Source organism: Rhodococcus pseudokoreensis (assembly GCF_017068395.1).
In the GTDB taxonomy this organism is placed as follows: domain Bacteria; phylum Actinomycetota; class Actinomycetes; order Mycobacteriales; family Mycobacteriaceae; genus Rhodococcus_F; species Rhodococcus_F pseudokoreensis.
On the sequence record NZ_CP070619.1, the window covers coordinates 1,595,055 to 1,620,527 of the forward strand.

Annotated in this window: 21 protein-coding genes and 1 tRNA gene; 4 read left to right on the plus strand and 18 right to left on the minus strand. The window is 67.6% G+C overall.

Annotated features, from left to right (window positions below):
* The first annotated feature begins 19 nt into the window (after positions 1–19).
* On the plus strand, positions 20–247 hold the full coding sequence (locus JWS13_RS12795; RefSeq protein ID WP_206005844.1) for a DUF3263 domain-containing protein: 228 nt from the start codon (positions 20–22) through the stop codon (positions 245–247).
* 337 nt (positions 248–584) lie between these two features.
* Here the strand turns inward: JWS13_RS12795 and JWS13_RS12800 are convergent, their stop codons facing one another.
* From JWS13_RS12800 to JWS13_RS12835, 8 genes are all read right to left on the minus strand, one after another.
* A complete protein-coding gene (locus tag JWS13_RS12800; protein WP_206005845.1) occupies positions 585–788 on the minus strand; it encodes a hypothetical protein in 204 nt (67 codons plus the stop codon).
* Between the two features lie 7 nt (positions 789–795).
* Positions 796–1,032 carry a hypothetical protein gene (locus JWS13_RS12805; RefSeq protein ID WP_206005846.1) on the minus strand — a complete coding sequence of 79 codons (237 nt, stop codon included), beginning with the start codon at positions 1,030–1,032 and terminating at the stop codon, positions 796–798.
* A 613-nt stretch (positions 1,033–1,645) separates the two neighbouring features.
* Positions 1,646–1,722 (minus strand) — tRNA-Leu (locus JWS13_RS12810).
* 50 nt (positions 1,723–1,772) lie between these two features.
* Positions 1,773–2,717: a Ppx/GppA phosphatase family protein gene (locus JWS13_RS12815; protein ID WP_206005847.1), complete on the minus strand. Its 945-nt coding sequence runs from the start codon at positions 2,715–2,717 to the stop codon at positions 1,773–1,775.
* The gene (locus tag JWS13_RS12820) at positions 2,714–3,268 is read right to left on the minus strand and encodes a DUF501 domain-containing protein (protein WP_206005848.1); all 555 of its coding nucleotides are present in this window, start codon (positions 3,266–3,268) and stop codon (positions 2,714–2,716) included. The genes JWS13_RS12815 and JWS13_RS12820 overlap by 4 nt, the downstream gene beginning before the upstream one ends.
* Entirely contained in the window at positions 3,265–3,987 is a 723-nt protein-coding gene (locus JWS13_RS12825; protein ID WP_206005849.1) for an FtsB family cell division protein, read from the minus strand. The genes JWS13_RS12820 and JWS13_RS12825 overlap by 4 nt, the downstream gene beginning before the upstream one ends.
* Before the next feature lie 33 nt (positions 3,988–4,020).
* Complete coding sequence (gene eno / locus JWS13_RS12830) at positions 4,021–5,307, minus strand: phosphopyruvate hydratase (RefSeq protein WP_072940896.1); 1,287 nt, start codon at positions 5,305–5,307, stop codon at positions 4,021–4,023.
* A 196-nt stretch (positions 5,308–5,503) separates the two neighbouring features.
* Positions 5,504–6,274 carry a lytic transglycosylase domain-containing protein gene (locus JWS13_RS12835; protein ID WP_206005850.1) on the minus strand — a complete coding sequence of 257 codons (771 nt, stop codon included), beginning with the start codon at positions 6,272–6,274 and terminating at the stop codon, positions 5,504–5,506.
* Positions 6,275–6,520: 246 nt separating this feature from the next.
* Between JWS13_RS12835 and efeU the strand changes: the two genes are divergently transcribed.
* Genes efeU through efeB form a run of 3 tightly spaced genes read left to right on the plus strand, consistent with a single transcriptional unit; the run spans position 6,521 to position 9,895 of the window.
* The gene (gene efeU / locus JWS13_RS12840) at positions 6,521–7,456 is read left to right on the plus strand and encodes an iron uptake transporter permease EfeU (protein ID WP_206005851.1); all 936 of its coding nucleotides are present in this window, start codon (positions 6,521–6,523) and stop codon (positions 7,454–7,456) included.
* A gap of 16 nt (positions 7,457–7,472) precedes the next feature.
* Positions 7,473–8,612 (plus strand): iron uptake system protein EfeO, encoded by a 1,140-nt coding sequence (gene efeO, locus JWS13_RS12845; RefSeq protein ID WP_206005852.1) that lies wholly within the window; start codon positions 7,473–7,475, stop codon positions 8,610–8,612.
* Between the two features lie 2 nt (positions 8,613–8,614).
* Positions 8,615–9,895, plus strand: a complete 1,281-nt coding sequence (gene efeB, locus JWS13_RS12850; RefSeq protein WP_206005853.1) for an iron uptake transporter deferrochelatase/peroxidase subunit — start codon at positions 8,615–8,617, stop codon at positions 9,893–9,895.
* 18 nt (positions 9,896–9,913) lie between these two features.
* Here the strand turns inward: efeB and JWS13_RS12855 are convergent, their stop codons facing one another.
* From JWS13_RS12855 to JWS13_RS12900, 10 genes are all read right to left on the minus strand, one after another.
* Positions 9,914–13,876 carry a bifunctional diguanylate cyclase/phosphodiesterase gene (locus JWS13_RS12855; protein WP_206005854.1) on the minus strand — a complete coding sequence of 1,321 codons (3,963 nt, stop codon included), beginning with the start codon at positions 13,874–13,876 and terminating at the stop codon, positions 9,914–9,916.
* Positions 13,877–14,326: 450 nt separating this feature from the next.
* Positions 14,327–15,166 carry a glycoside hydrolase family 16 protein gene (locus JWS13_RS12860; protein ID WP_206005855.1) on the minus strand — a complete coding sequence of 280 codons (840 nt, stop codon included), beginning with the start codon at positions 15,164–15,166 and terminating at the stop codon, positions 14,327–14,329.
* 56 nt (positions 15,167–15,222) lie between these two features.
* Positions 15,223–17,331 (minus strand): hypothetical protein, encoded by a 2,109-nt coding sequence (locus tag JWS13_RS12865; RefSeq protein WP_206005856.1) that lies wholly within the window; start codon positions 17,329–17,331, stop codon positions 15,223–15,225.
* A complete protein-coding gene (locus JWS13_RS12870; RefSeq protein ID WP_206005857.1) occupies positions 17,324–18,121 on the minus strand; it encodes a glycoside hydrolase family 16 protein in 798 nt (265 codons plus the stop codon). The genes JWS13_RS12865 and JWS13_RS12870 overlap by 8 nt, the downstream gene beginning before the upstream one ends.
* 31 nt (positions 18,122–18,152) lie before the next feature.
* Positions 18,153–18,824: a DUF998 domain-containing protein gene (locus tag JWS13_RS12875; RefSeq protein ID WP_206005858.1), complete on the minus strand. Its 672-nt coding sequence runs from the start codon at positions 18,822–18,824 to the stop codon at positions 18,153–18,155.
* Positions 18,825–18,826: 2 nt separating this feature from the next.
* Positions 18,827–20,068, minus strand: a complete 1,242-nt coding sequence (locus JWS13_RS12880) for a hypothetical protein (protein WP_206005859.1) — start codon at positions 20,066–20,068, stop codon at positions 18,827–18,829.
* Complete coding sequence (locus tag JWS13_RS12885) at positions 20,055–21,428, minus strand: lipopolysaccharide biosynthesis protein (RefSeq protein WP_206005860.1); 1,374 nt, start codon at positions 21,426–21,428, stop codon at positions 20,055–20,057. The genes JWS13_RS12880 and JWS13_RS12885 overlap by 14 nt, the downstream gene beginning before the upstream one ends.
* Positions 21,429–21,430: 2 nt before the next feature.
* Positions 21,431–23,224: a serine aminopeptidase domain-containing protein gene (locus JWS13_RS12890; protein ID WP_206005861.1), complete on the minus strand. Its 1,794-nt coding sequence runs from the start codon at positions 23,222–23,224 to the stop codon at positions 21,431–21,433.
* Positions 23,208–24,524, minus strand: coding sequence for a glycosyltransferase (locus JWS13_RS12895; RefSeq protein ID WP_206005862.1), 1,317 nt, complete (start codon positions 24,522–24,524; stop codon positions 23,208–23,210). The genes JWS13_RS12890 and JWS13_RS12895 overlap by 17 nt, the downstream gene beginning before the upstream one ends.
* On the minus strand, positions 24,521–25,471 hold the full coding sequence (locus tag JWS13_RS12900) for a glycosyltransferase family 2 protein (protein WP_206005863.1): 951 nt from the start codon (positions 25,469–25,471) through the stop codon (positions 24,521–24,523). Before JWS13_RS12900 ends, JWS13_RS12895 begins: the two co-directional genes overlap by 4 nt.
* Between the last annotated feature and the right edge of the window lie 2 nt (positions 25,472–25,473).

Here is a 25,473-nt window from a genome sequence, read left to right on the forward strand (position 1 = left end):
CCCCACAACAGGAGACACCATGACTTCGGAAGAACAAGCCATGCTCGAGCTCGCCCGAATCTGGGCTCCCTACGGAGGCGCGCGGCCAGGTGACATCCTCGTCGAGTTCGGTATGAGCCCAGCCCGCTACTACCAAAACATCACCAGAATCCTCCGCACCGTCGCGGTCCGGAACCTACCAATCGCCGAGCGCCACCGCATCGAAGAATGTGCGGCACGCTACTCGGCACAACCTATTTCTTTGTAGCGAAGACGAATTCGGCAAACGTGGGAATGCTTCCGTTGGCGCAAAAGGTGAGTTCACGCAAAAGGTGAGTTCAGTAGGTTAGCGCAGGTTCTCAACAATCATTCGACGTCGATGTTGAGCACTACCAGCAAATCGGCAAGGAGCTTGTCTGCCTCGTTCCCGACGGGGTCTGCGCCCCTCCGGGTCACCTTCTCCGCTATCGAAACTTGACGAACCAGGCGTCGAAACGTTCGAGTCGAGACCTCGCTCCCCGGCCGGTGAGCGCACTGCGAAGTGGCGGATCGTAGTGTGCCGCTTCTTCCCTGACTAGGATGGTGGCGATGTCACTATCTCTACCTCAACTTCTGTTGGGTATTCCGTAAGCGACGGTGAGCCTTTCGATCGCGGACTGGCTAACTCCGGCTTCGGCGGCGATCCGGCCGTGGGTGCGCTTGTCAACGACGTAACATTGATACAGCCAGTCACGATCGAGGTCATATTTGCCATGGCATCCGGACTCGAGCATGGGCACGTCCGGCTCGTGGAGGCGGCGGGCGATCATCTTGCGCTCAATTCCCTTCTCGGCAGCCAGTTTCCGTGTCGACCGGACCCTGCTGCGCCCAGGCGTCGATCGCCTTCCGGCTGAGCGAGAGGCGGATCTCGCGGTACCGCCGCGACGAGTGCGGCACCGTGCGCGGCTTGGGTTCCTGACAGGGCCGGGCATGATCGGACAGCAGGCACCGTCTGTGTTCGCGTGAAGTTCCGAACAGCTCGCCGATGGCACCGCAAGACAGATCGGTTTCCATGACCGCGGCATGGACAGGAGCGACGTCGAGGATATCAGGGTGAGGTCCGGGAGTTCGAGTCCATCGAGAATCGAGATCGGCGGCTGCCAGCTGACGAGTTCGTCGGAAAGGCCGAGATCGGTGAGATAGCCGTGGACCTAGTCCGCGAGTGCGCCGGCGATGCGGTCGTTCAAATGGAAGACGAAACTCTCGTAGTGCATCCGGAGTGCGTTCGACGGCAGGGAGAGGGGTATCGGCGCCTGGTACAGCGAGGTGCCGGTCAGCGTGGTGTGTAGACGTAGCAGCGGGCGGCGCGCAGGTTGGCTCCTCCGACGCCGCAGTCGAGATCATTTTCGCGGCACAGGCCCGCCAAATTCGATCCGGTAGCAGATTCGGCCCGATGAGCTGGCGACGCCTCTGGTAGTCGCTCCTATGCTGGCGACATCTCCGGTTTGGGAGTTGGTGGGTGAGCGTAGTAGGCCACCTCGAACGGTCGGGACTGACGTACCCGAGCCGGCTGTGCAGGCGGCTGGTGTTGACCGCACGCCGCCCGCACGCCACGGCCTTTTCACGGCCCGCGAGTACTTGCACAGCTTCGTTCCGCGAGACGGAAATGCCCCTAACTGCGGCAAAGTGGTGCCCCCAGTCGGACTCGAACCGACACTTGGCGGATTTTAAGTCCGCTGCCTCTGCCAATTGGGCTATAGGGGCTACCGGTCGCCGAGGGTGTTGCTCGGCGACCGTGCGCAGACCACCCTAGCTCAGGCGATCGACAAGGCGATTCCGTCGAGGATGTCGTGTTCGCTGACGACGAGTTGGTCGATGCCGGCCTTTTTCTCGAATGCGTCGGCGAGGGCGAGGGTCACGATCGCTCCGCCGCCGATGACGTCGACCCGTCCGGGGTGCATCGGGCCGAGCGCGGCGCGTTCGGTGTGGGTCATGGCGATCAGCGAGGTGCAGACTTCCCGCAGCCGGGGCAGCGGGATGCGGGAGAGATGCACCTGTTCGGCGTCGTATTCGGGCAGTTTTTTCGCGAGTGCGGCGATCGTGGTCATCGTGCCGGCGACACCGACCCAGGTGTGAGCCTGTTCGACGGGGACGCGGGCGAACGCGTCGTCCAGGCGTTCCTGCGCGAACGCCCGGGCATCCTCGATCTGCGCCTGTGTCGGCGGGTCGTCGTGGAGGCAGCGCTCGGTGATGCGCACGCAACCGATGTCGGTGGAGAACGCCGCGTGGACGCCGGACTCGTCGCCGAGCACCACCTCGGTGGAACCGCCACCGAGGTCCACGACCACGAACGGCCCCTGCGACGGATCGAGTTCCCCGACCGCCCCGTTGAACGACAGTCGTGCTTCCTCGTCGCCCGTGATGACTTCGGCCCCGGCGCCCGCGATGACGGCACCCAGCACGTCGCGGGTCATCGAGAAGAAGTCCTCCCGATTGGACGCGTCGCGGGTGGCGGACGTGGCCACCATGCGGACGGCGGTGGCGCCGGCGTCCGCGATCATTCCGGCGTACTCGGCCAACGCGACGCGGGTGCGTTCGATGGCCTCGGGCGCAAGCCGCCCGGTGGCGTCCACACCCTGCCCCAGCCGGACGACGCGCATCTCGCGTCGGACGTCGTGCAGTGCGCCCGTGTCGTCGACGTCGGCGACGAGGAGGCGGATGGAGTTCGTGCCGCAGTCGACGGCCGCGACGCGCGTCACTGCTCGGGGCTTTCGATGTCGTCGATGCCGGGCCAGTCCGCGGGAATCGCGGTGCCCCTCAGCTTTCCGCCTGCCGCGGACGCGGCGAGGGCCACCGACTCGTCGCCGAGCGGGTTGACGCCCGGCCCCTTCGCCAGCGAGTGGGCCATCAGCACGTGCAGGCACTTGACGCGCTCGGGCATGCCGCCGCCGGTGAAGTCCGTTCCCAGGGGTTCGATGGCGTCGCGCTCGGCGAGATACGACTGGTGGGCGCGCAGGTATGCGGCCGCGAGTTCCGGATCCTGCCCCAGACGTTCGGTCATCTCACGCATGACACCCGCGGACTCCTGCCTGCTGGCCTCCGCGGTCAGTCGCGGGTCGGTCAGGTAGTACAGCGTCGGGAACGGCGTTCCGTCGGGAAGTTTGGGCGCGGTCTTCACGACGCCGGGTGCGCCGTCGGGACTGCGGTACGCGATCTCGAGCACTCCTCGCGGTTCGCGGCCGAGTTGGGCGGCGACGGCGGCGAGGTCTTCCTGCGGCACGGGGCTGGACGGGTCGGACGAAGTGGTCACCCGGTGGGTTCTCCTGGTTCTGGCGGTACGGGCGGCGGCACCACGGGGGGCGCCGGAGCCGGTGCCGGCTGCACCTCGGGTGCGGCCGGCGGTTCTGAAATGGTCTTCCACAGGTCGGAGTACCAGGGGCCCGCCATCTCGGCGTCCTTCTCCTCCGGCTTCTCCGGCTCCTTGTAGTCGCCGGGCAGCTGCACCTGGAACGGGGTGTCGCCGGGCTTCACCCACCGGAGCCGTCCCCGCGCCTGCGCCTCGATGTAGGCGGGGTCCGAGTAGCGCTCCTCGAGGATCCGCAGTTCCCGCAGATCCTTCTCGAGTTGAACCTGTTCCGCCGCAATACGATCCGCTTCACCACGCTGGGTGAGGTAGTTGCGCAGCGGAACCGCGAGAGTGAGGGCGAGCAGCAGCACGACCATGACGAGGACGAGCGCCTGGCCCGTCGACAGCCCGAGGATCTTGTGCTCGGACCGGGGTATGCGGGCGGCCCCGGTCGCGCCCACCCGTCTCGGGCGGGCGCGACCGGGGAGCACCTTGCCGGTGTCGGCGCTGTCGACGGCGTCCGGTTTGCCGTCGGCCTGCCCCGGCGTCGTCGATTTGGTGGTGCGGGGGCGTCGCGCTCCGGGAGCGCCCTCCGCGCGGCTTCCGCGGGCCCGTTCACCACGCCCGGTGCCACGGCCGCCCGGACTTGCTCCGGACGACCGCGGCCTACCGCGTTGTGCCACCTACCCCAACACCCCTAACTCGACTGTCGAACGTCAGCCTTCGAATGCGAACCGCGGGAAGGCGACCTCGCCGGCGTAGCGGGCGGCGTCGCCCAGGTTCTCCTCGATGCGCAGCAGCTGGTTGTACTTGGCGACGCGCTCGCTGCGTGCGGGCGCGCCGGTCTTGATCTGACCGCTACCCACGGCGACCGCGAGGTCGGCGATGGTGGTGTCCTCGGTCTCGCCGGACCGGTGGCTCATCATCGTCTTGTAGCCGTTGCGGTGCGCGAGGTCGACGGCGTCGAGGGTCTCGGTCAGCGTGCCGATCTGGTTGACCTTCACCAGCAGCGCGTTCGCGGCGCCCTTGACGATGCCCTCTTCCAGACGCTCCGGGTTGGTGACGAACAGGTCGTCACCGACGAGCTGGACCTTGTTGCCGATCTGATCGGTCAGGGCGACCCAGCCGTCCCAGTCGTCCTCGTCCAGCGGGTCCTCGATGGACACGATCGGGTAGGCGTCGACCAGTTCGGCGTAGAACGCCGCCATCTCGTCCGCGGTCCGGTTGCTGCCCTCGAACTTGTAGCCGGTGCCGTCGGTGTAGAACTCGGTGGCGGCGACGTCGAGCGCCAGCGCCACGTCGGTGCCCAGCACCAGGCCGGTCTTGCCGATGGCGACGCTGATCAGGTCGAGCGCTTCCTTGGTGCCCGCGACATCGGGGGCGAAGCCGCCCTCGTCACCGAGACCGGTGGCCAGGCCCTTCTCCTTCAGCACCGACTTGAGCGCGTGATACACCTCGGCGCCCCAGCGCAGCGACTCCTTGAACGTGGCCGCACCGATCGGGGCGACCATGAACTCCTGGACGTCGACACCCGTGTCGGCATGCGCGCCACCGTTGAGGATGTTCATCATCGGGACGGGCAGGACGTGGGCGTTGGGGCCACCGACGTAACGGAAGAGGTCGAGACCGGACGACTCGGCGGCCGCGCGGGCCACCGCGAGGGACGCACCCAGGAGCGCGTTGGCGCCCAGACGCGACTTGTCGGGGGTGCCGTCCGCGTCCAACAGGGCCTGGTCGACGGTCCGCTGCTCGGTGGCGTCGATCCCGATGATGGCCGGAGCGATCTCGCTCAGGACGGCCTCGACGGCCTTCTCGACACCCTTGCCGTTGTACCGGTCGCCGCCGTCACGCAGTTCGACGGCCTCGTGCTCACCGGTCGAAGCACCCGACGGAACCGCGGCGCGAGCGAAACTTCCGTCGTCGAGCAGCACCTCGACCTCCACCGTGGGGTTACCACGGGAATCGAGGATCTCACGGGCTCCGACCTGCTCAATGATGGACACTTGCTGATTCTCCTTATATTGGCCTTCGCACTGTGCAGCGACCGGTCCGATCGTGCCAGGACACCAGATCGTGCCAGGACACAGCGTAACGGCACACCGAAACCCGCGCGGGATGGCGCGCCCCGCCGACGGCGATCCGCCCGCGCGACACCTGTCGATGCAGCGTCGATCACGTCACGAAGCGGTGGTGGAAGGATTACGGGCGCACCCCGACGGAGTAGGCGGACGCCCGGTCGCGCACCAGGGTGAGGTACTCCCCCGACAGGTTGTAGGCCATCAGCGCCGACTGCCAGCCGTCCGGCGTGGTGAGGTCGCCGCCCCGGTCGCACAGGTAGCGGGCGGCGGTCAACGCCGCGTCGTCGATGTTGTCGGCGTCGGCCACGCCGTCACCGTTCGCGTCGACACCCCACCTCTTCCACGTCTCGGGAATGAACTGCAGGGGACCCATGGCGCGGTCGTGCACCGGGTCGCCGTCCATCGCGCCGCCGTCGGTGTCGGGGATCTCGGCGACGCCGGGTCCGCCGTCGAGGGGGATGCCCCGGATCTCGGGCGTCACCTGCCCGGTGGGCCCGACCGTCGAACCGGCGTGCGTGCCGTGCCTGCTCTCGACGCTGGCGATTCCGGCGAGGGTGGTCCACCCGATCCCGCATTCGGGTTTCGTCTCGGCCATCACCGCCGACGCGTAGCCGTACGCCTCGAGCGCGGTATTTCCGATGCCGATCGAGTCGGCCAGTCCGGCGGACCACTCGTGCAGTTGATCCGCGGATCGTCCGGGTGCGTTGATGTCGATCGGCGGGGTCGCCGCGCCGGGACCGGGCGGGATGCCCTCCGGGATCGCGATCCTCGGTTGCTGCTCCCGCGAGCACGCGCCGTAGGCGAGAACCACGACCACCGTCGCCGCGAGGAGGGCGAACAGCGGTCCGGGCCATCGGGAACGACGTTTCGGCCGCGCGGGATATCGGTTCACGTCTCCATCATCCACACCGAACTCGTCGATCCCGGCCAGGCGAGACGGCGTCCACACCGAACACGGGTCACGACACCGCAACAGACCGAAGGTAAAGAGTTATAAAAGTGCTGGTGAGGGGTTCTTCGGACGCGTTCACCCGGTGTATGTTTTTCCACAGGGCTAAGGTTCGCCTTGCCTACAGCAAGGTTGCCTACCCAACCTTGCTGATCAGTCAGCTCGACGTCGTCTCGACCAGGAGTGTGCATGTCCGTCCTCGCCGCAGGGACCGCGCCGTCGATCGCCACCCAGCTGTTCGGCAGTGGATTGATCGGTCTGCGAGAGGGCCTCGAGGCGGGCATCGTCGTCATGATCCTCGCCGCGTTCCTCGTGAAAGCCGAACGCAGGGACGCACTCAAATGGGTCTGGCTCGGCGTCGGAATCGCCGTGGCGATGGTGGCGGCGATCTTCCTCGTCATCCACTACGGAACGTCGACCGTCACCGGACTGACCGCCGAGATCATCGCCGGCGTCGCATCACTCGTCGCGGTCGCGATCGTCACCACCATGGTGCTGTGGATGCGGAAGGCCGCGCGGACCATCTCCCACGACCTCAAGGCCGGCATGGAGAAGGCACTGGTCGCCGGTCCGATCGCGGTGCTCACACTCGCGTTCTTCGCCGTCGGCCGAGAAGGTGTCGAGACCGCGCTCCTCATGGTCGGGTACGCCGAGAACACCGCGGGCAGTGCGTGGCCCCTCGTCGGCCTCCTACTCGGCATCGTCGCGGCCGCGGTCCTCACCGTCCTGCTGTACATCGGCGCCGTCCGGCTCGACTTCGCGAAATTCTTCAAGTACACCGGCATCTTCCTGATCATCGTCGCCGCCGGAATCCTCGGGTACGGCGTCCATGCACTGCAGGTCGGTGGTGTCCTGCCCGGCGGTTCCGCACTCGCGTTCGACATCTCCGGCGGATACGACGCCTCCAGCTGGTACGGCACCGTCCTGGCCGGCGTCTTCAACTTCCGGCCCGACCCGACCGTCCTGCAGGCGGTCGCCTGGGCCGGGTACCTCGTCGTGGTCCTGTTCCTGTTTCTCCGGCCCGTCTCCGCACCCAAACGCGCACCCGAGCCCTCCGCATCCCCGACGGCCTCCGCGGCCCCCGAGCGCACTGCCTCCCCCTCACCCGACGAAACAGTTTCGTGAAAGGCAATTTCCGCCCATGAAGACCATGCGCCGATCCACCTTCGCCCTCGCCTCGGTCGCCGTGCTGCCACTGGCCCTCGCAGGCTGTACCGAGAAGTCGACGGCGAGCACCGACGACATCACCGTCACCGCGAGCGACGAGACCTGCGACGTCAGCGCCGAGTCCGGGGCCACCGGTACCAGCACGTTCCAGGTCACGAACAACGGCAGCAAGGTCACCGAGTTCTACGTGTACGCCGAGGGCGACCGGGCGATGGGTGAGGTCGAGAACATCGGTCCCGGGCTCACCCGCCAGCTGATCGTGTCGCTGCCCGACGCAGGCACCTACCAGCTCGCGTGCAAGCCCGGCATGGTCGGCAACGGCATCCGCCAGGAGTTCACCGTCACCGGCGACTCGACGAGCGCCTCCGACGAGAGCGGACAGCTCGCCGAGGCAGCCGACGGCTACCGCCGCTACATCCGCAGTCAGGTCGTCGCCCTGCAGGACACCACGCAGCAGTTCGTCGACGCCGTGAAGGCCGGCAACATCGATCAGGCCAAGGCCCTGTTCCCCGTCGCCCGCACCTACTACGAGCGCATCGAGCCCGAGGCGGAGAGCTTCGGCGAACTCGACCCCAAACTCGATCTGCGGGAGGCCGACCTCGAGCCCGGGCAGGAATGGACCGGTTTCCACCGGCTGGAGAAGGACCTGTGGGTGACCGGTCCCCAGCCCGACACCAACGCGATCGCCGACCAACTCGTCGTCGACGTCCAGTACCTCGCCGACCAGGTGAACGCCGAGGACTACACGATCGACCCCACCAAGATCGCCGGCGACGCACAGGGGCTGCTCGACGAGATCTCGACGTCGAAGATCACCGGGGAGGAAGACATCTTCTCGCACACCGACCTGTGGGACTTCCAGGCCAACGTCGACGGCTCGCAGGCCGCGGTCGCCGCACTGCAGCCGATCATCGAAGAACGCAATCCCGAACTGGCCGCGAACATCACCCAGCGTTTCGCGGACCTCGATGCCGAACTCGCCCAGTACCGCCAGGGTGACGGGTTCGTCTTCTACGACACTGTCAACGAACAACAGCGCCAGGAACTGTCGCGTAAGATCGACGCCCTCTCGGCCGAGGTCAGCCAGGTTCAAGGCGTGGTAGCAGGCGCATAATCATGACTGATCCGACCGGTACGACCGACACGACCACCACGGTGGACGAGCGCAAAGGCGTGTCCCGGCGACGTCTGTTCGGCGCCGTCGGGGCGGGAGCCGCCCTGGCAGGCGCCGGTGCACTGGTCGGGCGCGCCACCGCCGCCGAACCGCCGTTCTCGCATGCCGACGTCGTCGCCTTCCGGGGCGAGCACCAGGCGGGGGTCGTAACGCCTGCCCAGGACCGGATGCACTTCGTGGCGTTCGACGTCACCACGAAGTCCCGGGAAGAACTCGAAGCGCTGCTGAAGAAGTGGACCGTGATGGCCGAGCGGATGACCGCCGGCGAGGAGGCCACCCCGGACGGGGCCATCGGCGACGGGCTCTACGTTCCGCCCAGCGACACCGGGGAGGCGCTCGGCCTGGCGGCGTCCCAGCTGACCCTGACCATCGGGTTCGGACCCTCCCTGTTCGACGACCGTTTCGGGTTCGCATCCAAGAAACCCGCGGCGCTCGAAGAACTTCCGCACTTCCGGGCGGACAATCTGGATCCGGCGCGCAGCGGCGGCGACATCGCGATCCAGGCGTGCGCCAACGACCCGCAGGTCGCCGTCCACGCCATCCGCAACCTGGCGCGCGTCGCGTTCGGGACGGCCTCGGTCCGCTGGTCGCAGCTCGGCTTCGGCCGCACGTCGTCCACGTCCACCACTCAGGACACCCCGCGGAACCTGTTCGGGTTCAAGGACGGGACCAACAACATCAAGGCGGAGGAGACCGACGTCGTCGACGAGAACGTCTGGGTGGCCTACGGCGACGACCAGCCGTGGATGGCCGGCGGCACGTACCTCGTGGCTCGGCGGATCCGCATGCTCATCGAGCAGTGGGACCGCACCGTGCTCGGCGAGCAGGAACGCGTGATCGGGCGGTCCAAGGGCAGCGGCGCCCCCCTGAGCGGCAAGGCCGAGTTCGACGAACTCGACCTCGATTCCAAGAAGGGGCACGACCCGGTGATCGACGTCGACGCGCACGTGCGCCTGGCGTCCGCGCAGGAACTCGGCGGCATCCAGATCCTGCGTCGCGGATACAACTTCACGGACGGCTCCGACGGTTTCGGCCACCTCGACGCCGGACTGTTCTTCATCGCCTACTGTCGCAACCCGCAGGAACAGTTCGTGCCGATGCAGCTGAACCTGTCGCGAAACGACGCGATGAACGAGTACATCCAGCACGTCGGTTCCGCACTCTTCGTCTGCCCGCCCGGCCTCGCCGAGGGGCAGTACTGGGGTCAGGGTCTGTTCACGTAGCCCGCACGGCGCTTCGCGTCACCGGTGCCCGCCGATCAACCGAAGGTCGAGTTGGTCGGGGGGCAACGGCCGGCCGTGGTAGTGGCCCTGGGTGACGTCGCAGCCGTACCGGCGCAGCGCCCGCAGGGTGTCCTCGTCCTCGACACCTTCCGCCACCAGCGACGCACCCAGGCTGTGCGCGAGCTCCACCGTCGAACGCACGATCGCGACCGACCGGGGGTCGCTCGCGAGGCGCGCGACGAAGACCCGGTCGAGTTTGAGCTCGTCTACGGTCAGGTCCTGCAGGTACGCCAGGGAAGACCAGCCGGTGCCGTAGTCGTCGATCGACAGTCCGATTCCCAGTCCCTGCAGCGCTTCGACCACCCTCCTGGCGCGGATGTAATCGGTCATCAGGACGCTTTCGGTGATCTCGAGGATCAGCGTGTCGGCGGGTAACCGAAGGTCGTCCAGGAGTCGGTTGATCTCGGCGACCAGGTCGACGTCGAGGAGATTGGTGACCGACAGATTCACTGCGACGGTCAGTGATATCCCGCGATCGAGCCAGCTCCGCGCCTGACCCAGCGCAAGCTCGAGCACCCTCGTCGTCAGTGGCCGCATCAGTCCGGACTGTTCGGCCTGAGGAAGGAACTCGTCGGGCAGGAGTAGGCCGCGGAGCGGATGCTCCCACCGGACGAGCGCCTCGACGCCGTGCACTCGGCCGTCGGAGGCGCTGACCTTGGGTTGGTAGTAGCACGTGAGCTCACCACCGGTGATCGCCGTGCGCAACTCCTCCACGGTCTGCCGCTCCTCGATGCTGCGCTGGTATTCGGTGGCGTCGTACACGGCGATCGTGCGGCGGGAGCCCTTCGCGCGATACACCGCCACTCCCGCGCATTGCAGCAGGTCCTGGGGATTGGTGCAGTGCTGTGGGCAGAGGGCGATCCCGATGCACGCCTCGATACGCACCGTGACCTCGTCGAGGTCGAACGGCTCACGAAATGCCTCGAGAAGACGGCCCGCCAACGCCCGGGCTCCTGCGAGATCGGTCCCTGCAGGCAGCAGGACCGCGAACGTGTCTCCGTCGAGGCGTGCCGGAAGATCGCCCGGTCCCACCGACCGTGACAACCGGTCCGCCACCTGGCACAGCAATTGATCGCCCACGTAACGTCCGAACGAGTCGTTGATCTCCTTGAAGCGGACCACATCCATCAGCAGCAGACCCGGACCCGGACGGTTGTGGTACCCGGCCGGCTCTGCCGCCCGGTCGTCGTACGCCGCCGTCAGCGCGGCCACGATCGCCCGCCGGTTGGCCAGGTTCGTGAGGTCGTCGGTGATCGCCTCGCGGTGACTGTCGGCCAGGACGACGACTTCCCGGAACGTCACCGCGAATCGGGTGGCAACCGCGACCAGGCTGAGCGCCGCCAGCATGACCGCGAGCCTCGGCAGGCGCGCATCGTGGTCGATCACCAGCAGCCCGACTGCAGCGGCGGTGCACACCAGCGGGGGAACCCAGATGACCGGTCCCGGTCGCTGACCCGTTTTCCGTCGGCCCGGAGCCCGCCAGCTCGCCACGGCTACGAGCATCACCGCGACGTGCGGGATCGCATCGACCCACATGTCCACGTCATGACCGGCGGCACTTCGGAGCAGGTACACGGTGTCGGCCACCGCGAACAGCACGAACCCCGCGGCCAGCAGCACCCACCGCTGCTCGGCGCGCCACCCCAGCACCGCGAGCGCCCCGACTGTGAGTGCCAGCAGCAGCACATCTCCCACCGGATAGGCCAACCCGACGATCACCGTGGCGGGCGATCCGTCGGCCACCGAGTCGACCGGGCCGAATGCGAGGGCGGCCGCCAGTGCCGCCAGCGTCAACGCTGCGGTGACCGCGTCCAACCAGATCTCGGTCGGCACCCGCCGCACCCGTGTGCGCAGCAGCACCACCAACCCGGCATACACGAGTGGGTAGAACGCCAACTTCAGTGGATCGGCCACCGAGGGCGACTGGCCGTCAGGCACCCACGACGTCGCCAGGACATCACCCACACCCCAGCTCGTCATCCCCAGCGCGATCAGCGCCCACGCCCTCTTCTCGGCCGGCACCCACCATGCACGAGCAGAGACGAGAAGCGCGGCAGACAGAGCCAGTGCGTCGTAGAGCACCTCGAGCAGCACCATCCAACCTGCTTGATCCTCCGACCCGATCGAGATCCCCAACAGGGCCACACCGATCAGCAGAATCCCGAGCCTGACGGTGACACCGCACCGCAACGGGTCGGACGGTGCCACCCAGTTCGTCCGGGCCTGCCGTGGCAGGTGGTGCGACGTCGTCGACCCCGGCACGCTGTCGGATACCGCCAGTGGACGCGCGTGCCGCGGTGTGTGTGCGGCTTCTCCGGGTCTGGTGACGACGGGGCTGTGGGTCGGGCGGTCGACGTCGGTCAGCGCCTCGATCTCTTCGACGTCGGCTCGGTCCGGGATGTAACTGCGCAGGCAGCCGCCACCACAGCGCTTCGCCGCATACATCGCGAGGTCGGCCTGTTTGAGCAGGCTCTCGGTCGTCGCGTCGGGGACCTCCGACGTGGCGATGGTGAGCCCGATGCTGGGACGGATGGAAAGGACGACACCGTCGATGATGAACGGCGGGGTGAATGCCTCGAGTACCCGATCCGCGGCAGACAGTGCATCCTCGACGCTGCCCTCTACCAGTGCCGCGAACTCGTCACCTCCGAGCCGGGCCACGGTGTCGGTGCTCCGCATGCAGCCGGTGAGCCGTTCGGCGACGCGAATCAACAATTCGTCCCCGGCGGGGTGGCCGAGGCTGTCGTTGACAGTCTTGAAGTCGTCGAGATCCACACACAGCACGACGATCGGTGTCTTTTCCCGGCGCCGGCGCTGTACGGCCTGCTCGAGCCGGTCGAGAAACAACGCGCGGTTCGCCAATCCGGTCAGCCGGTCGCGAAAGGCTTGCCTGGCCACGGTGAGCAAGAGCCGTCGGTTCTCGGCCAGCACGATGAACTGCCGCGCAAGCAGCGCGACCACCAGGACGATGATCACCGCGGGTATCGGGCCGGATCCCAGACCGGGCAGCTCCCGCTGCAGGCCGACCGCAGCAGCGAGCACCAACGGGAGGTACGGCAACCACAACCGTGTCCGAGACGGAATCTGCACCGGAACCGGTTCGCGCGACGGCTCGCGCGTACTCGACAGCGCAGCCAGCCCGAATGCGGCGAAGGCGACGACCCAGCCCAGGTCGATCACACTTCCGGAGTGATACGTGCCCATTGCGGTCATGTACGTGAATGCGCTGGCGGACAGCGCCATCAGGATGATCCCGATACACAGCAACCCGAGGGTCAGACGTTGCCCGGACCGCGCCCGGGCCAGCACCACGATCGCCATCGTCGCGGTCACCACGTCCGCGACAGGGTAGGCGAGGGACAACACGAGGGCGAGCGGTGTGTCGCTTCCCGCGCGGTACACGCTGCCCAGCACGCTGACCCACGACACCACGAACAGTGAACCGGCCACGATGATTCCGTCCAGAATCAACCGGGTACGGGACTGTCCGCCGTCACCCGCCGGGAACAGCAACAGCGCCGCGCCTGCACCGACCGGAAACAGCAGGAAAGCCGCGTCCGCCGGCGAGGGGAACGGGACCTCCTCGAGCCCTTGCCACACCTCGTAGTAGCACCAGATGGCTTCGCCCACCGACCAGGCCGCCAGCCCACCCGCCAGCGCCAGCCAACTGCGACGGCTTCCGCCCCGTCCTCTCCAGGCCGCCCACCCGGCGCACCCGGTTGCGAGAAGAGCGAACACCAGCAAGCCCACGTCGACGACCACCGTGGTCGCGAACGGCCGATCCCACCCTCGCCACAGAGCCGGCGCAAACAGCAACGCCGGTACGGTAATCATCACCAGGATCAGCCACAGGGCATCGCGCAGCCGGACCGCCGTTACACCCGACGACGTCTCCACGCGTTCGGCTGTCCGACGTTCCATCGTCACCACCCGAACTGCCGTCTGCCGCAACTGCGCATACACCGTTCATGCGTATGTGAATTCAAAGTTTTGATAACACTATTTTTACACGCTGCATGTACTGTAATACAGCCCTATACATACTTGAAGTATGTTATGCCGTCGCACGGTGAGACGGCAGCGCGAATGGAGCTTTCAACGCGTTCAGTGCGTCGCACGGTACATCTATCCCGGCAATCGCCCGAGGGATGTGGAACCATCCGGACGAATTGTGTGCGCGGTCAGCGGCCGACGAGTTTCCCGATCAACCGCGGGAACGGCCGCCGGAACTTCGGACAGTCGCACATCGCACAGGACGTGCCCTTGCGGTAGTGCTCGTGAGCGGCGAATGTGTGGCCGCAACGGCACTCGGAGTTCGACACGGCCATGAAGTTGATTCTATTCACACTTGAAATCAGCCGGTCTCCGGCGTCACTGGGAGAACCTCACCCAGTCCACCAGCATGGTGGCGGGAAAGCGTGTGGACGGAGTGACCGGACCGGGCCAGTTTCCGCCGACGGCCACATCGAGCAGCAGGTACGCGGGGGCGTCGAACACCCAGCGTTCCTCGGGTCGGAGGTCCGCGGTGGTGACGGTGCCGACGATGTTCCCGTCGATCCCCACCGAGATGCGTCCGGGTGCCTTGATCAGCGCGTAGTCGTGGAAACCTGCGCTGAGGTTCGCGCCGATCGAGCCGTCCGTCGAGCGCTCCCAGTGGCCGCCGCTGACGGTGGGGCCGTGTACTCCCGCGTGGTACCGCGAACCATCCCCGATCACTTCGAGGATGTCGATCTCGCCGCAGGCGGGCCACCCGACACTGTTGATGTTGGTCCCGAGCGTCCAGAACGCCGAATGGATTCCCGGGCCGGCCGGCACCTGTATCCGTGCCTCGATCACGCCGTACGTGAAGTCGAACTTTCCGCGGGTCACGAGCCGAGCCGAGGTGAACCCGCCACCGTTTCTGCGCGCCTCGACCACGAGGCGGCCGCTGCCGTCGAGTCGCGAATTCTGCCTGGAATCGGTGTACACCTGTTTCTCGTTGTTGCCCCACCCGCCGCCGCCGAGGTCGTACCCCCAGAACTGTGGATTGGGTGCAGCATTTGCGGGTCCGTCGAATTCGTCGCTGCCGATCACGGTGTACCCGGGGTAGGCGGTCCGGGCACCTCCGGCGACGGGAACGGCGACGGCCACAGCTGGGGTGAGGGACAGCGCGCAGAGCGCCACCGAGCACGTCAACGCCATGTCGAACATGGCCGAGCGCATCCGCTGCATGTGCCGATGCTAAGCGCCCGCCGCGACCGTTCGTGACCGAATACGCCAGGTAGCCGTTACCTCCTCGGGCCCGTGTACCGGAAAATGGTGCTGTCGACGTCCTGCGCCGACACGGACCAGTCGGGGCTGGAACGCAATTGGTCTTCGAAGTTGTCGACGGATCCGTCCGGTAGATAACCGTAGTAGCGGATGGCGGCAGTGCCCTGAGTGTTGAACACGAGATACGTGTCGCCTTCGCGTTTCGCCGCATCCGCGGTGAGCATCTCGATCTGGCCGCCGTGCGGGAAACCCTCCAGCAAGGCGGGTGGCAAGGCCAGTAGGGGTTGATCGAAATCCTTGTCGACGACGGCGAACTTGATGTAGTCGGCGCTGACCCGAGTGGGAAGACCCGCGGGATAGATGGACATGATCATCGCCGGTGGCTGTTCGTTCGCGAGGATGTCCTCCGCGAACGTCACCTGGGACTGATAGCCGACGACCAGCGACCACAGCCCGTAATAGCCCTGCAGGCCCGCGAATGTCACGTACGCCAGTCCACTCGCGAGTCCGACGGGGACGACTCGGCGGAGCAATCCGGACCGGAACCTGAACGTGAGCGCGTCCACGAGAATCGGAGCGATGAGGATCGCGCAGCCGGGCACGGCGTAGAGGTAGACCCGGAAGATCGCCTCACCGCCGTAGCTCTGGCCCGCCAGCAGCGCGAACGAACTGAACGCCATGACGGTCGCGATCCAGGCGGGACGCTTGCTCCGCCAGAGGAGGATCGCGCAGACCACGGCGAGCAGGATGATGCCCGCGGACAGGGAACGGCACACGGCGGAGGTGAAGATCTTCCCGAACGTGCCGACCGCAGTCACGTTGCTGGCGGCGTTGTCGACCGGGTTGAAACCGGACAACAGCCCGTACGGTGCCACGATGTCGAGCCGCGGCACGAGATAGGCGACGAGGATCGCGAAGTAGGGCACGGGAAGCCACCACGGTCGGATCTTCCGCGTCACCGTCAGGGCCGCCGTCACTCCAAACAGCCAGTAGGGGGTCAGCTGGTGGGTGGGTACCAGGGCAGCGAAGACGAGGATCGACAGGTATGCCGCGGATCGGTGCTCTGTTGACACGACGAGCAGCGCCACCACACCCAGCGCCATGACGAGTGCGATGGCCTGCGGCGAGAAGTAGTCCTGCCCGACCCAGTTGGCGAGTTCCGCCACCATCGCAGCTGTCAGTGCCACCCGCATGTCGAACCCGAGGAGCCGGGCGATCGCGGCGATCACGACCGCCAGCAACACGTGGATCACCGGCGCGAACCAGTGGGCGATGGACATCATGTCCGCCGACGTGATGTCACCGAACCACGCGAACGCGGTGAAGAAGCCCGGCCACTCACCGTAGATGTCGACGCCCTTGGGCGGCAGTGTCTGGAACTGCTGGATGTAGTCGACCACGCCGAGGTGCTTGTACGTCCAGCCGTAGATGGGCACGTCGGTGACGAGTGTCGGGGTGAGCCGCTCCACCACGATCACACCGAGCACAGCCGTGGCCGCTGTTCCGACTGCCTTTGTGCGGACAGCCCAGACGAACGCGCCGAGCAGCATCAGCGCGCACACCACCAGCCCGGGCCCGCTTCCGACGAACAGCAGACCGAACTGTGAGTACTCGGTGGTGCCGAGCCCGAAGAGTACGGCCACCCACAGAGCCAGTGTCGCTGCGACGAGGATCAGGGGTCGATTACGGCGGGCGTCGTGCGCCCACTGCGCCAGGCGAAACCGCGCCTGCCGCAGGGTGACCACGCGAACCGGGCCGGCGCCGGTGTCGTGCCACCGATGCCGTAGCGCGGACGCGACGACGGCCAGGACCATCACCAGCAGCAGACCGGTGGCGGGCCAGCGGTAGAACCAGGCCAGGACTGTGGTGGCGGCAGTGACCACGGACAGTCCGAGGACGGGGACGGCCGCGACCGACGCGGCGACCGGTATCCGCAACCACGTCACGATCGCGAGACCCGGGCCGCTCAGCACGAACACCGTCAGCAGCACGGCGCTGACCGGTGACGGAAGCGGGGCAAGGGATGTCAGTCCCGCGACCGCCGACGCCAGGGCGGCGACGTCGTAGTACCGGGGCAGCTCCGGAGTTCGCGTGTCGAGGCGCTCCGCCGTGAGGAGATCACTCATCGGTCACCCTCACCCAGTCGACGAACATCGTGGCCGGAAACGTCGTGCCGGCTCCGACTTCACCGGGCCACCGTCCGCCGACCGCGACGTTCAGCAACAGGGAGAACGGCTTGCCGAACACCCATTCCTGCCCCGGATCCAGGTCCGTGCGTGAGAACTCGCCCGTCACGGCGTCGTCGATGCCGAACGTGATCCGGTCCGGCGACCGCTCCACCCAGTAGTCGTGAAAATCGTCCGACACGTCCTCGCTGCCTTCGGCATTCAGAGCCCAGGGTGTGCCGTCGGCGGACGGTCCGTGCAGCGCGCTGTGGTAGAACGACGCGTCGTTGATCGTCTCGATCACGTCGATCTCCCCCGACTGCGGCCAGCCCACCCGGTTGACGTCCGTGCCCAGCAACCAGAACGCCGGGTGCAGGCCCTGCCCCTTCGGCAGCTTGATGCGGGCCTCGGCACGTCCGTACTGGAAGGCGAAGCGGTCGAGGGTGACCAGCCGTGCCGACGTGTAGCCGGATCCGTCGCGGCGGGCTTCGATGACGAGGTTGCCCTCGCCGTCGAGCCGGGAATTGGCGGGATCGTCCGTGTAGACCTGCGCCTCGTCGTTTCCCCAGCCTCCTCCCCCGACTGCGTGCCCCCAGTAGCGGGAGTCGGGCGACGTTCCGGCGGCCCCGACGAAATCGTCGAACATGAGCACGTTCTCGCCCTTCCCGGATGCCTGCGCGACATCGTTCGACGCGTACCACCCGGTGGCGCCGACGCAGGCGAGCGCGAGGAACACCGCGGCCGACGACACGGCACGGGCTCTGCGTGGACGGTTCAGCGGTCTATGCACCGGCTTTGTCTCCGACCCGGACGGCGACCGAACGTCGAACGGCCTGTAGCTGTGTCACGAGGTGGACGCACACGACGAAGCCGAGAATCGCCGAGTACGCCGCGACCCGTTCGATGCCGCCGACACCGAGACCGAGGTCCCAGGAGTACGTGAAACAGAAGTATCCGACCAGTCCGAGCACCCCCAGCACGATGGCGACGTACGTGGCCGGCCCCGACATCTGCGGCCACACGGTGAGTGCCGTCGTCAGCGTGAAGAGACTGCCGAAGATGAGGAACAGCGTCGCGCCGAGCGAATGAATTTCCCAGTGCGTGTTCGACGGCGCGAGACCGACGACCGCTCCGCCGATTCCGGCCACCACGAGGAAGACCACCGGAACGAGTGGGAGCACCCGCTCGACTCGGTACCAGAGAACGGCGGCAACCACATACGCGACACCGACCACGACGAAGGCCGCGTCCATCAACAGCGACGTCCTGCTGCACGGCGCGGTGCCGTCGGTGCCGCAGAACGGGACACCGAGGTCGCTGATGAAGTTGGTCGAGTAGCTGTAGTGACCGCGCCAGGTTCCGGCGACGAGGAATTCGACGACGAAGAACTGCAGCGCGGCGACGGTGAGGTACAGCGGCGTTCGCTTCGATGTCTCCAGGACGTGTGAGGGCATGGCTAGACAATCCTTCGAGACAGGAGAGACAGTGGGTCGCACAGGGCGTCCGCGAGTGCATCGCGGACGAGTTCGGGGTCGAACACGTTGTCGTGCAGGGACGCCGACACGTCGAGTTCGGGACCGCGGCGCACCGAGGTGAAGACGATCGACGCCGGATCGGCCGGCTCGCTCAGTGCGGTGACAACCCGCCGGCCGGGCTCGTCGGTCCAGTCGAGATCGGCCAGCAGCGCGGCCTCCCCCATGTCGGAGTACACGAGCCTCGCCCGGGGCGTCGCCGCGACGTGCGCGGCCTCGGTGTGCGCCGTGCCGGCACGCATGCGCCTACGGAACTTGGCGATGCTGAGTGCGAGCGAGGCGAGCGGCCTGCCCGACGCGGTGGCCTGCGCGATCGCCGCACTCATCTCGGCGGCATCACCCGGGTCGGACAGTGCGAACCGCACTCCGGCCGCGAAATTTCCGTTCACCGTCGCACCGTCCGGGAGATAACGGCGACAGTCGAAGAGGACGTCGACCTTGTCGTCGACCGTCAGACCACGACTGCGCATCGCCCGCGCGACTGCCGTGAACAGCAACGACGACACCGACGCACCGGGCAGTTCCCGATCCCGCCAGCGACGGAGTTCCGCGGTGGTGCCGGACACGGCGGACTCCACCACCGCCGTGGGTGACCTGCGCCAGGGCACGGTCTCGACGGGACCGGCGTCGAGTGTGACGGGGGGCCGGCGTTCGAGGAGCTGAGCGACACGGGCGGGGGACGTCGCGAAGGCCCGGGTCAGGGCGCGTGCGAGCGGCAGTGCGCTGTCGCGTGTCCGGGCCCATTCGGGGACCGGCGTCCCGGTGCGTCCGCCGGCGACAGCACGGACGAGTGCCAGTGCGAGCCGTCCGTCACCGAGTCCGTGCGAGATGTCGAGGAGGAGAAAGTCACCCGCGACCGCGACGTTCAGCGGGTGCGCGGATGCACCGGCGCGTGCCAGCCGAGTCAGCAGCCGAGGCACCTCCTCCCGGGTGCACGGCCCGAATTGCCGGACGTTCCCGAGGAAGTCCTGCGGTCGGTGCTCCCACCTGCGTGACTCGGTGGTCGGGACGAGCCCGATCGGGGTGTGATGTCCACCGGCGTGCGCGAGCACGGTCAGCGTGTCCCGGATCTCGCCGACGCTCGGCAGGCGGACGGGACCGATCGCGGTGATCATGCGACTGCCGCTGCGCATCAGGTCGCGGGAACTCGCTCTATGCATCGACATCGGATACCTGCCACATCGGATTCTGGTTCGCGCTCTTCTTCGCCAGCCACCGCTCCCACTTGGCGCGGTTCTGGAGTCGGCGGAGCCAGGAGATGAGCGGACCGGCGAGGATCACGGCGGTGAGTGTCTCGGCGGCGAGATACGCCCAGCCCACCCCCGCGACGCCGACAGACGCGCTGAAGACCAGGCTGCCGACGATGATCACCACCGTGGCCAGGCACTGGGTGACGACGGCGAGGGTCAGTCGGCGGTACACCCGCGCGAGACCGTCGTAGACGGCGCCGATGACGGCAAGGGGCACGAACACCGCGGCGAGATGCAGCAGAGGTGTTCCCTCCGCCCGGTATTCCGCACCGATGAATCCGAGCGCCAACGGCGCGACGAAGGCCAGACCGAACCCGCCCACCACCGCGATCACGGCGATGGTGCGGACGAACCGGCGGGACAGGCTGACGATCTTATCCGGATGCGCGGCGGCCTCGGCCACGAACGGGCCCACCATGAGGTTCACCATGATGTAGAGGGCGCTGACGATCGACCACGTCACCGCGAAGTACGCATTCGCCGCGGTACCGACCCGGGTGACGACGATCAGCGGGACGACGAGCGGGGCAATGGCCCCCAGCGCCGAAATGCCGTACGAGGAACCGAAGTACACCCCGAGCTCCTTGTTCGAGGGCAGCGCCGGTGCCTGCCGGTATCGCGGGTCGGACCGGATGCGCAGCCCCATCGACGTCAGCAGGACCACCACGGCGATCGCCGCGGTGACTCCCCAGGAGGCGACGATGGCGAGCGCCGAACCCGATGCCGCGAGCACCACGACCGCCAGCAATTTGGCCAGCGCGTGGAAGACGTTCTTCGACGCCGCCCAGCGGGCGACGCCCAGACCGGAAACGGTCTGGTCCTGTAGCGCGAAGAGCGCGAGGACTACGACGAACAGCGGATAGATCGCAATTTCCAGTTTGTTCTCGAACAGCGTGTCCCGCGGGCCGAGGACGATGAGCCCCACAGCCGACACGAAGGCCAGTGTCGCCACGGCGGCGAAACCCTTGATCAGCAACGGTCCCGCACGATGACCGGCCACCGGCAGGAAGCGCTCGAACATCGAGCCGAGACTGAGATTCGACAGCGTCGACAGCATGATCGCCGTCGAGATGAGCGCCGACGCCACCCCCACCTGGTCGGCGGGGAACAACCGCGCCGACGCGCCCCAGAAGGCGAGGCCGAGGACACCGGTGACCACACTCGACAGCATCAGTGCCATCGAGTTGAGCTGCAGATTCCGCCCGGCGGAGCGCGTGGGCTGCTCGGCGCGATGTCTGGCATGTAGTTGCGACTGCGTCGCTGTCGGGGCTCCCATGGTTATCCGACCAACACCGGCCGGGAATCGTCGCGGGCGCCGTCGACACGGTCCACGGTCAGTTCACCGAGCGCAGTGGCGAGGACGTCCCGGAGAACCTTGTCCCGCAAGGCGGTGCTGTACAGCGAGTGGTCGCCGGTCGGATACGTGACCAGGCGTCCGTTCCAGCCGGCACGTCGCAGCCGGCGAAGGCTGCGCTCGCCGTGGTTCTCGACGAACGCGGCGTAGTCGACCGGTGAGAGGAGGACGGTGGTGTGCACGCCGCGCCCGTTGAGCGGAGCGAGCATGACTTCCGGCACCTGCAGCAGGCCTGCCCGGCCCAGCCACAACCAGCCGCGGTAGGGCAACCACACCCGCAGGTATTTCTTCGCCGTCGCCGCGTGCCGGTGCAGCAGCGCGAGCGCTGCACCCTTCAGGGACTTCCTGTCCGCGTCCATCGTGGACTGCTTCACGAACGCTTTCCGCGTGATGGTCCAATCCGCCATGTTGACCAGGACCACTGCCCGGACGGGACGCCGGATGGCGGCGTAGCTCGAATTCCACGCCCCCGAGCACATCCCGGCGAGCACAACCGATTCGGGCTGCGCACCACTGGCGGAGATGATATCGACGGCGTCGTTCCGTGATTCGTCCGTGTAGAGGGTCGTGCTTTCGCCGTGCTGCACCAGGCCGGTGTCGCCGGTGCCGCGACGATCGAAGCGGACGCTGACGATCCCGTGGGCCGCCAGCTCGCGCGCGGTCTCGGCCCACAGCCGGACCGGTCCCACACGGTGCTCGTTGGCGGTGCCGTGGAAGATCACCGTCGGTACCGCAGCGTCGGGCCTCGCACCCCGCGCGGGCGCGATGGACGTGCGGATCGTGAAGAGTTCGGACGCTCCGGCGAACTCCAGCGTCTCGACGACCTGCCTGCCGTCGACGGTGCGATCCACCACGGCAGTGGGTCGGAGATCGAGTGCGGCACCGGTGTGGTGGTCGCCGAAGGATGCGGACATCCATGCGGCGATCCGGTCGGCGTCGCCGAACGGAAGCCGGACCACGAAGTCCGCCGGCTCGAGGAACGATTCGTAGTCGTGGACAGTGAACGTCTCGGCGTTCCAGGCGGCGACAGTTTCACGTGTCCCGACGGAATCGACCTCGCCCTCGCGCAATGCCATCAGGACCTTCGCACCGGGCGGCGGGGTCGCCGCGCGCAGGCTCATCGCCGACAGGGCCGACGCCGCGGCCGGTGCGAGCACGGCACCGATGAGCGTGACCCGCGGATCGTCCGTGCCCTCGGGACCGACCACCATCTGGTGCAGCGCGGTCTGCTTGCGCAGGTAGGTGCGGCCACGAACCACCGGATCCCACAAGGTCACGGCCCGCACCGGACCGCACGCCGCGGCAACCTGCGCGGCGAGCAGGGCACCGACCCGGAGGCCGACCAACCCGATGTCCGTGATGCCGCAGCTGCGGACGTACTCGACCGCTCGCCGGATGCTGTCGAGCCATCCGGCGACCGCGTCGGAATCGTCTTGGGCGCCCGGCGAATCACCGGTGCCGCGGTAGTCGAACCGCAACACCAGCAACCCTCGGGCGCGCAATTGCTGTGCGAGATACACCATTGCTCGGTACGAGTCGACCTGTTCCTTGCCGATCGGCGGGCAGAGCACGACGGCACCGCGGCACCGGCCGTCGGCCGGTAGGTCGACGACACCGAACAGCGGTGCGTCGTCCGGTCCGAACCAGCTGGCGAACCGGGTACCGTCGGCGCGACCCGCGCCGGACTCGGTACCTACGAGATCAGGACGGGCCGTCATGGGTCACCCCTCTCATCGGCGCCGGATCCCGGCCTTCCATGCGGGCCTTCAGATAGGCGAACGGTCCGCGTGCGATGGAGCGCAGCTCGGTGGCGCCGATCCCCGTGGGCAGGTGACCTGCGAGGCCGTCCGGAGGGGTGGCGACGTGGGACATCTTCCGCGACAGGTGGAGAAACGTCGGCGCCTGCCGCACGGCGATCCGCACCGCGAGCCACGCGGTGCGCGGGTTGGCCGCGATCTTGGCCAGCCACGCGCCGAGCCCGAGTCCGTAGCCGCGAGCCTGAACGGCGAGCGCCTCGTTGTCCGCGCGGTGCCGATGCCACACGACGGCCCCCGGCCGGTACGCCAGCTGCCGCCCGGAGTGCAGTACGCGGAAGAACATGTCGAGGTCCTCACCGCCGTCGGTGGGGGCTCCCGCTCCGAGTGCCTCGTCGAAACCGCCGAGCGCGAACACGGCCTGCCGATCGACGGCGAAATTCGCGCCGGTGCCGTAGATCCCGACCTGGAAGGGGAAGAGCGGCACATCGGCCGGTGGGTGCGCGAGGTCGAACAACCGCGGGACGCAGGAACTCGCCCACCCCACCCGCTGATCGAAGTACGCCTGCGCGGGTGTGCGGATCTCACCGCTCGGGACGATCCCGCACACGCACGCCACCGCATTCCCTGCGCCGAAGCCGGCAACCAGTTCGGTGAGCCAGTGCCGGTCGACGACGACGTCGTCATCGGTGAACGCGACGATCCCGGTGGTCGCCGCGCGAACGCCCGCATTACGCGCCCGGGACAGTCCGGGCCGGGGCTCGGTCACGATGCGCACCCGGGGGTCACCGAGGTCGGCGACGTAGCGCCGGGTGGCATCCGTGCGGGATGCGTTGTCGACCACGATCACCTCGTAGCCGGGATGGTCGAGCGACAGGATCGAGTCGAGTGCGATCTTCAGACTGTCGACCCGGTCGCGGGTACACACCACGACGGTGACGGACGGGCCGGATGCGTCGGCGTCGGCCTCGACGGCGCTGTCGGCCACCGTCGCCGGCACGAGCCCGTCCAGTGCGTGCCGCAGTGCGGCGGTCTCGAGCCTGCCGTCCTCGACGTCCACCTCGACGAATCCCAGTAGGGTGCGATCCTCTCGCACGAGCAGCCGGGCGCGCCGATAGCCCTCGGCTCGGTCCAGCCGGTATTCGGTGTCCTCCCGGACAGGTCCACGAAGTTCGCCGACCCAGACGGCGCCGTCCCACGTCGGCGCGTGATCGCTTTCGAGAGCCGGCACCAGGTCGATCCTGCGATCGAGTGTCCCGGTCATGCCGTCACCCGCTTGGATCGCAGACCGACGAGACCTCGGGCGTATCCGGCTGCGGTCACCGTGAACCCCGCGATCACGGCACCCGCTCGGGACAGTCCGCCGTGCCGCGGGGACGTGATCCCCGTGACGACGGCTCGTGGCAGGACACGGGCCGTGTACGCCCGTTCGCTGCTCAGCGCGTCGCCGGCCCCGACGAGATCGGACACCAGCGCCTTCGACACGCCCTCGTGGAAGCAGCGCGAGAGGAAGTAGCGGAACGTGGTGCGGTCGTCGCTGACGCGGTGCACCACCTTCATCGCGGGGTCGAACAGCAACCGTGCGGTGGGCTGGTGAGTTCGGATCCGGATGCAGAGTTCGGTCTCCTCGCACCCGACCGGAGTCTTCCCGACCCTGCCGATTCCGTCGCTGAACCCGTCGACTGCGTCGAAGACCGTGCGCCGCAGAGACATGTTGCAGCCGATGAAGTTCCGCACAGGTTCGATGCGCGTCGGCTGGCCGACGTAGCTGCAGCCGACCACCCAGTCGAACTCGGCGGGCATCCACACGGGGCGGTCGGCGGGCCACGCCGGGCTCGCGAATCCGCCGACACCGAGCACGTCGGGATCGGAGTAGTGGGCGGCGGACACGCGATACCAGTCGGGTTCGGCGCGGGCGTCGTCGTCGAGGAACGCGATCATGTCGCCCCTCGACGCGCGGACGCCGGTGTTACGGGCGCCGGACAGGCCCCTCGACTCGGAGTTGCGGAGCACGGTCACACGAGATTCCGCTGCGAAGTGCCGTTCGGCACGGGAGAACAACTCTTCCGAATGATCGATCACCAGCAGCACCTCGAGGACCGGCACGCTCTGGGTGAGCACCGAATCGACCGCGGCGCACAGGTCGCTCCACCGTTCGGTGGTGTAGGCGCAGATGACGACGGAGCAGGAGACGAGCGTGGATACTGTCATGG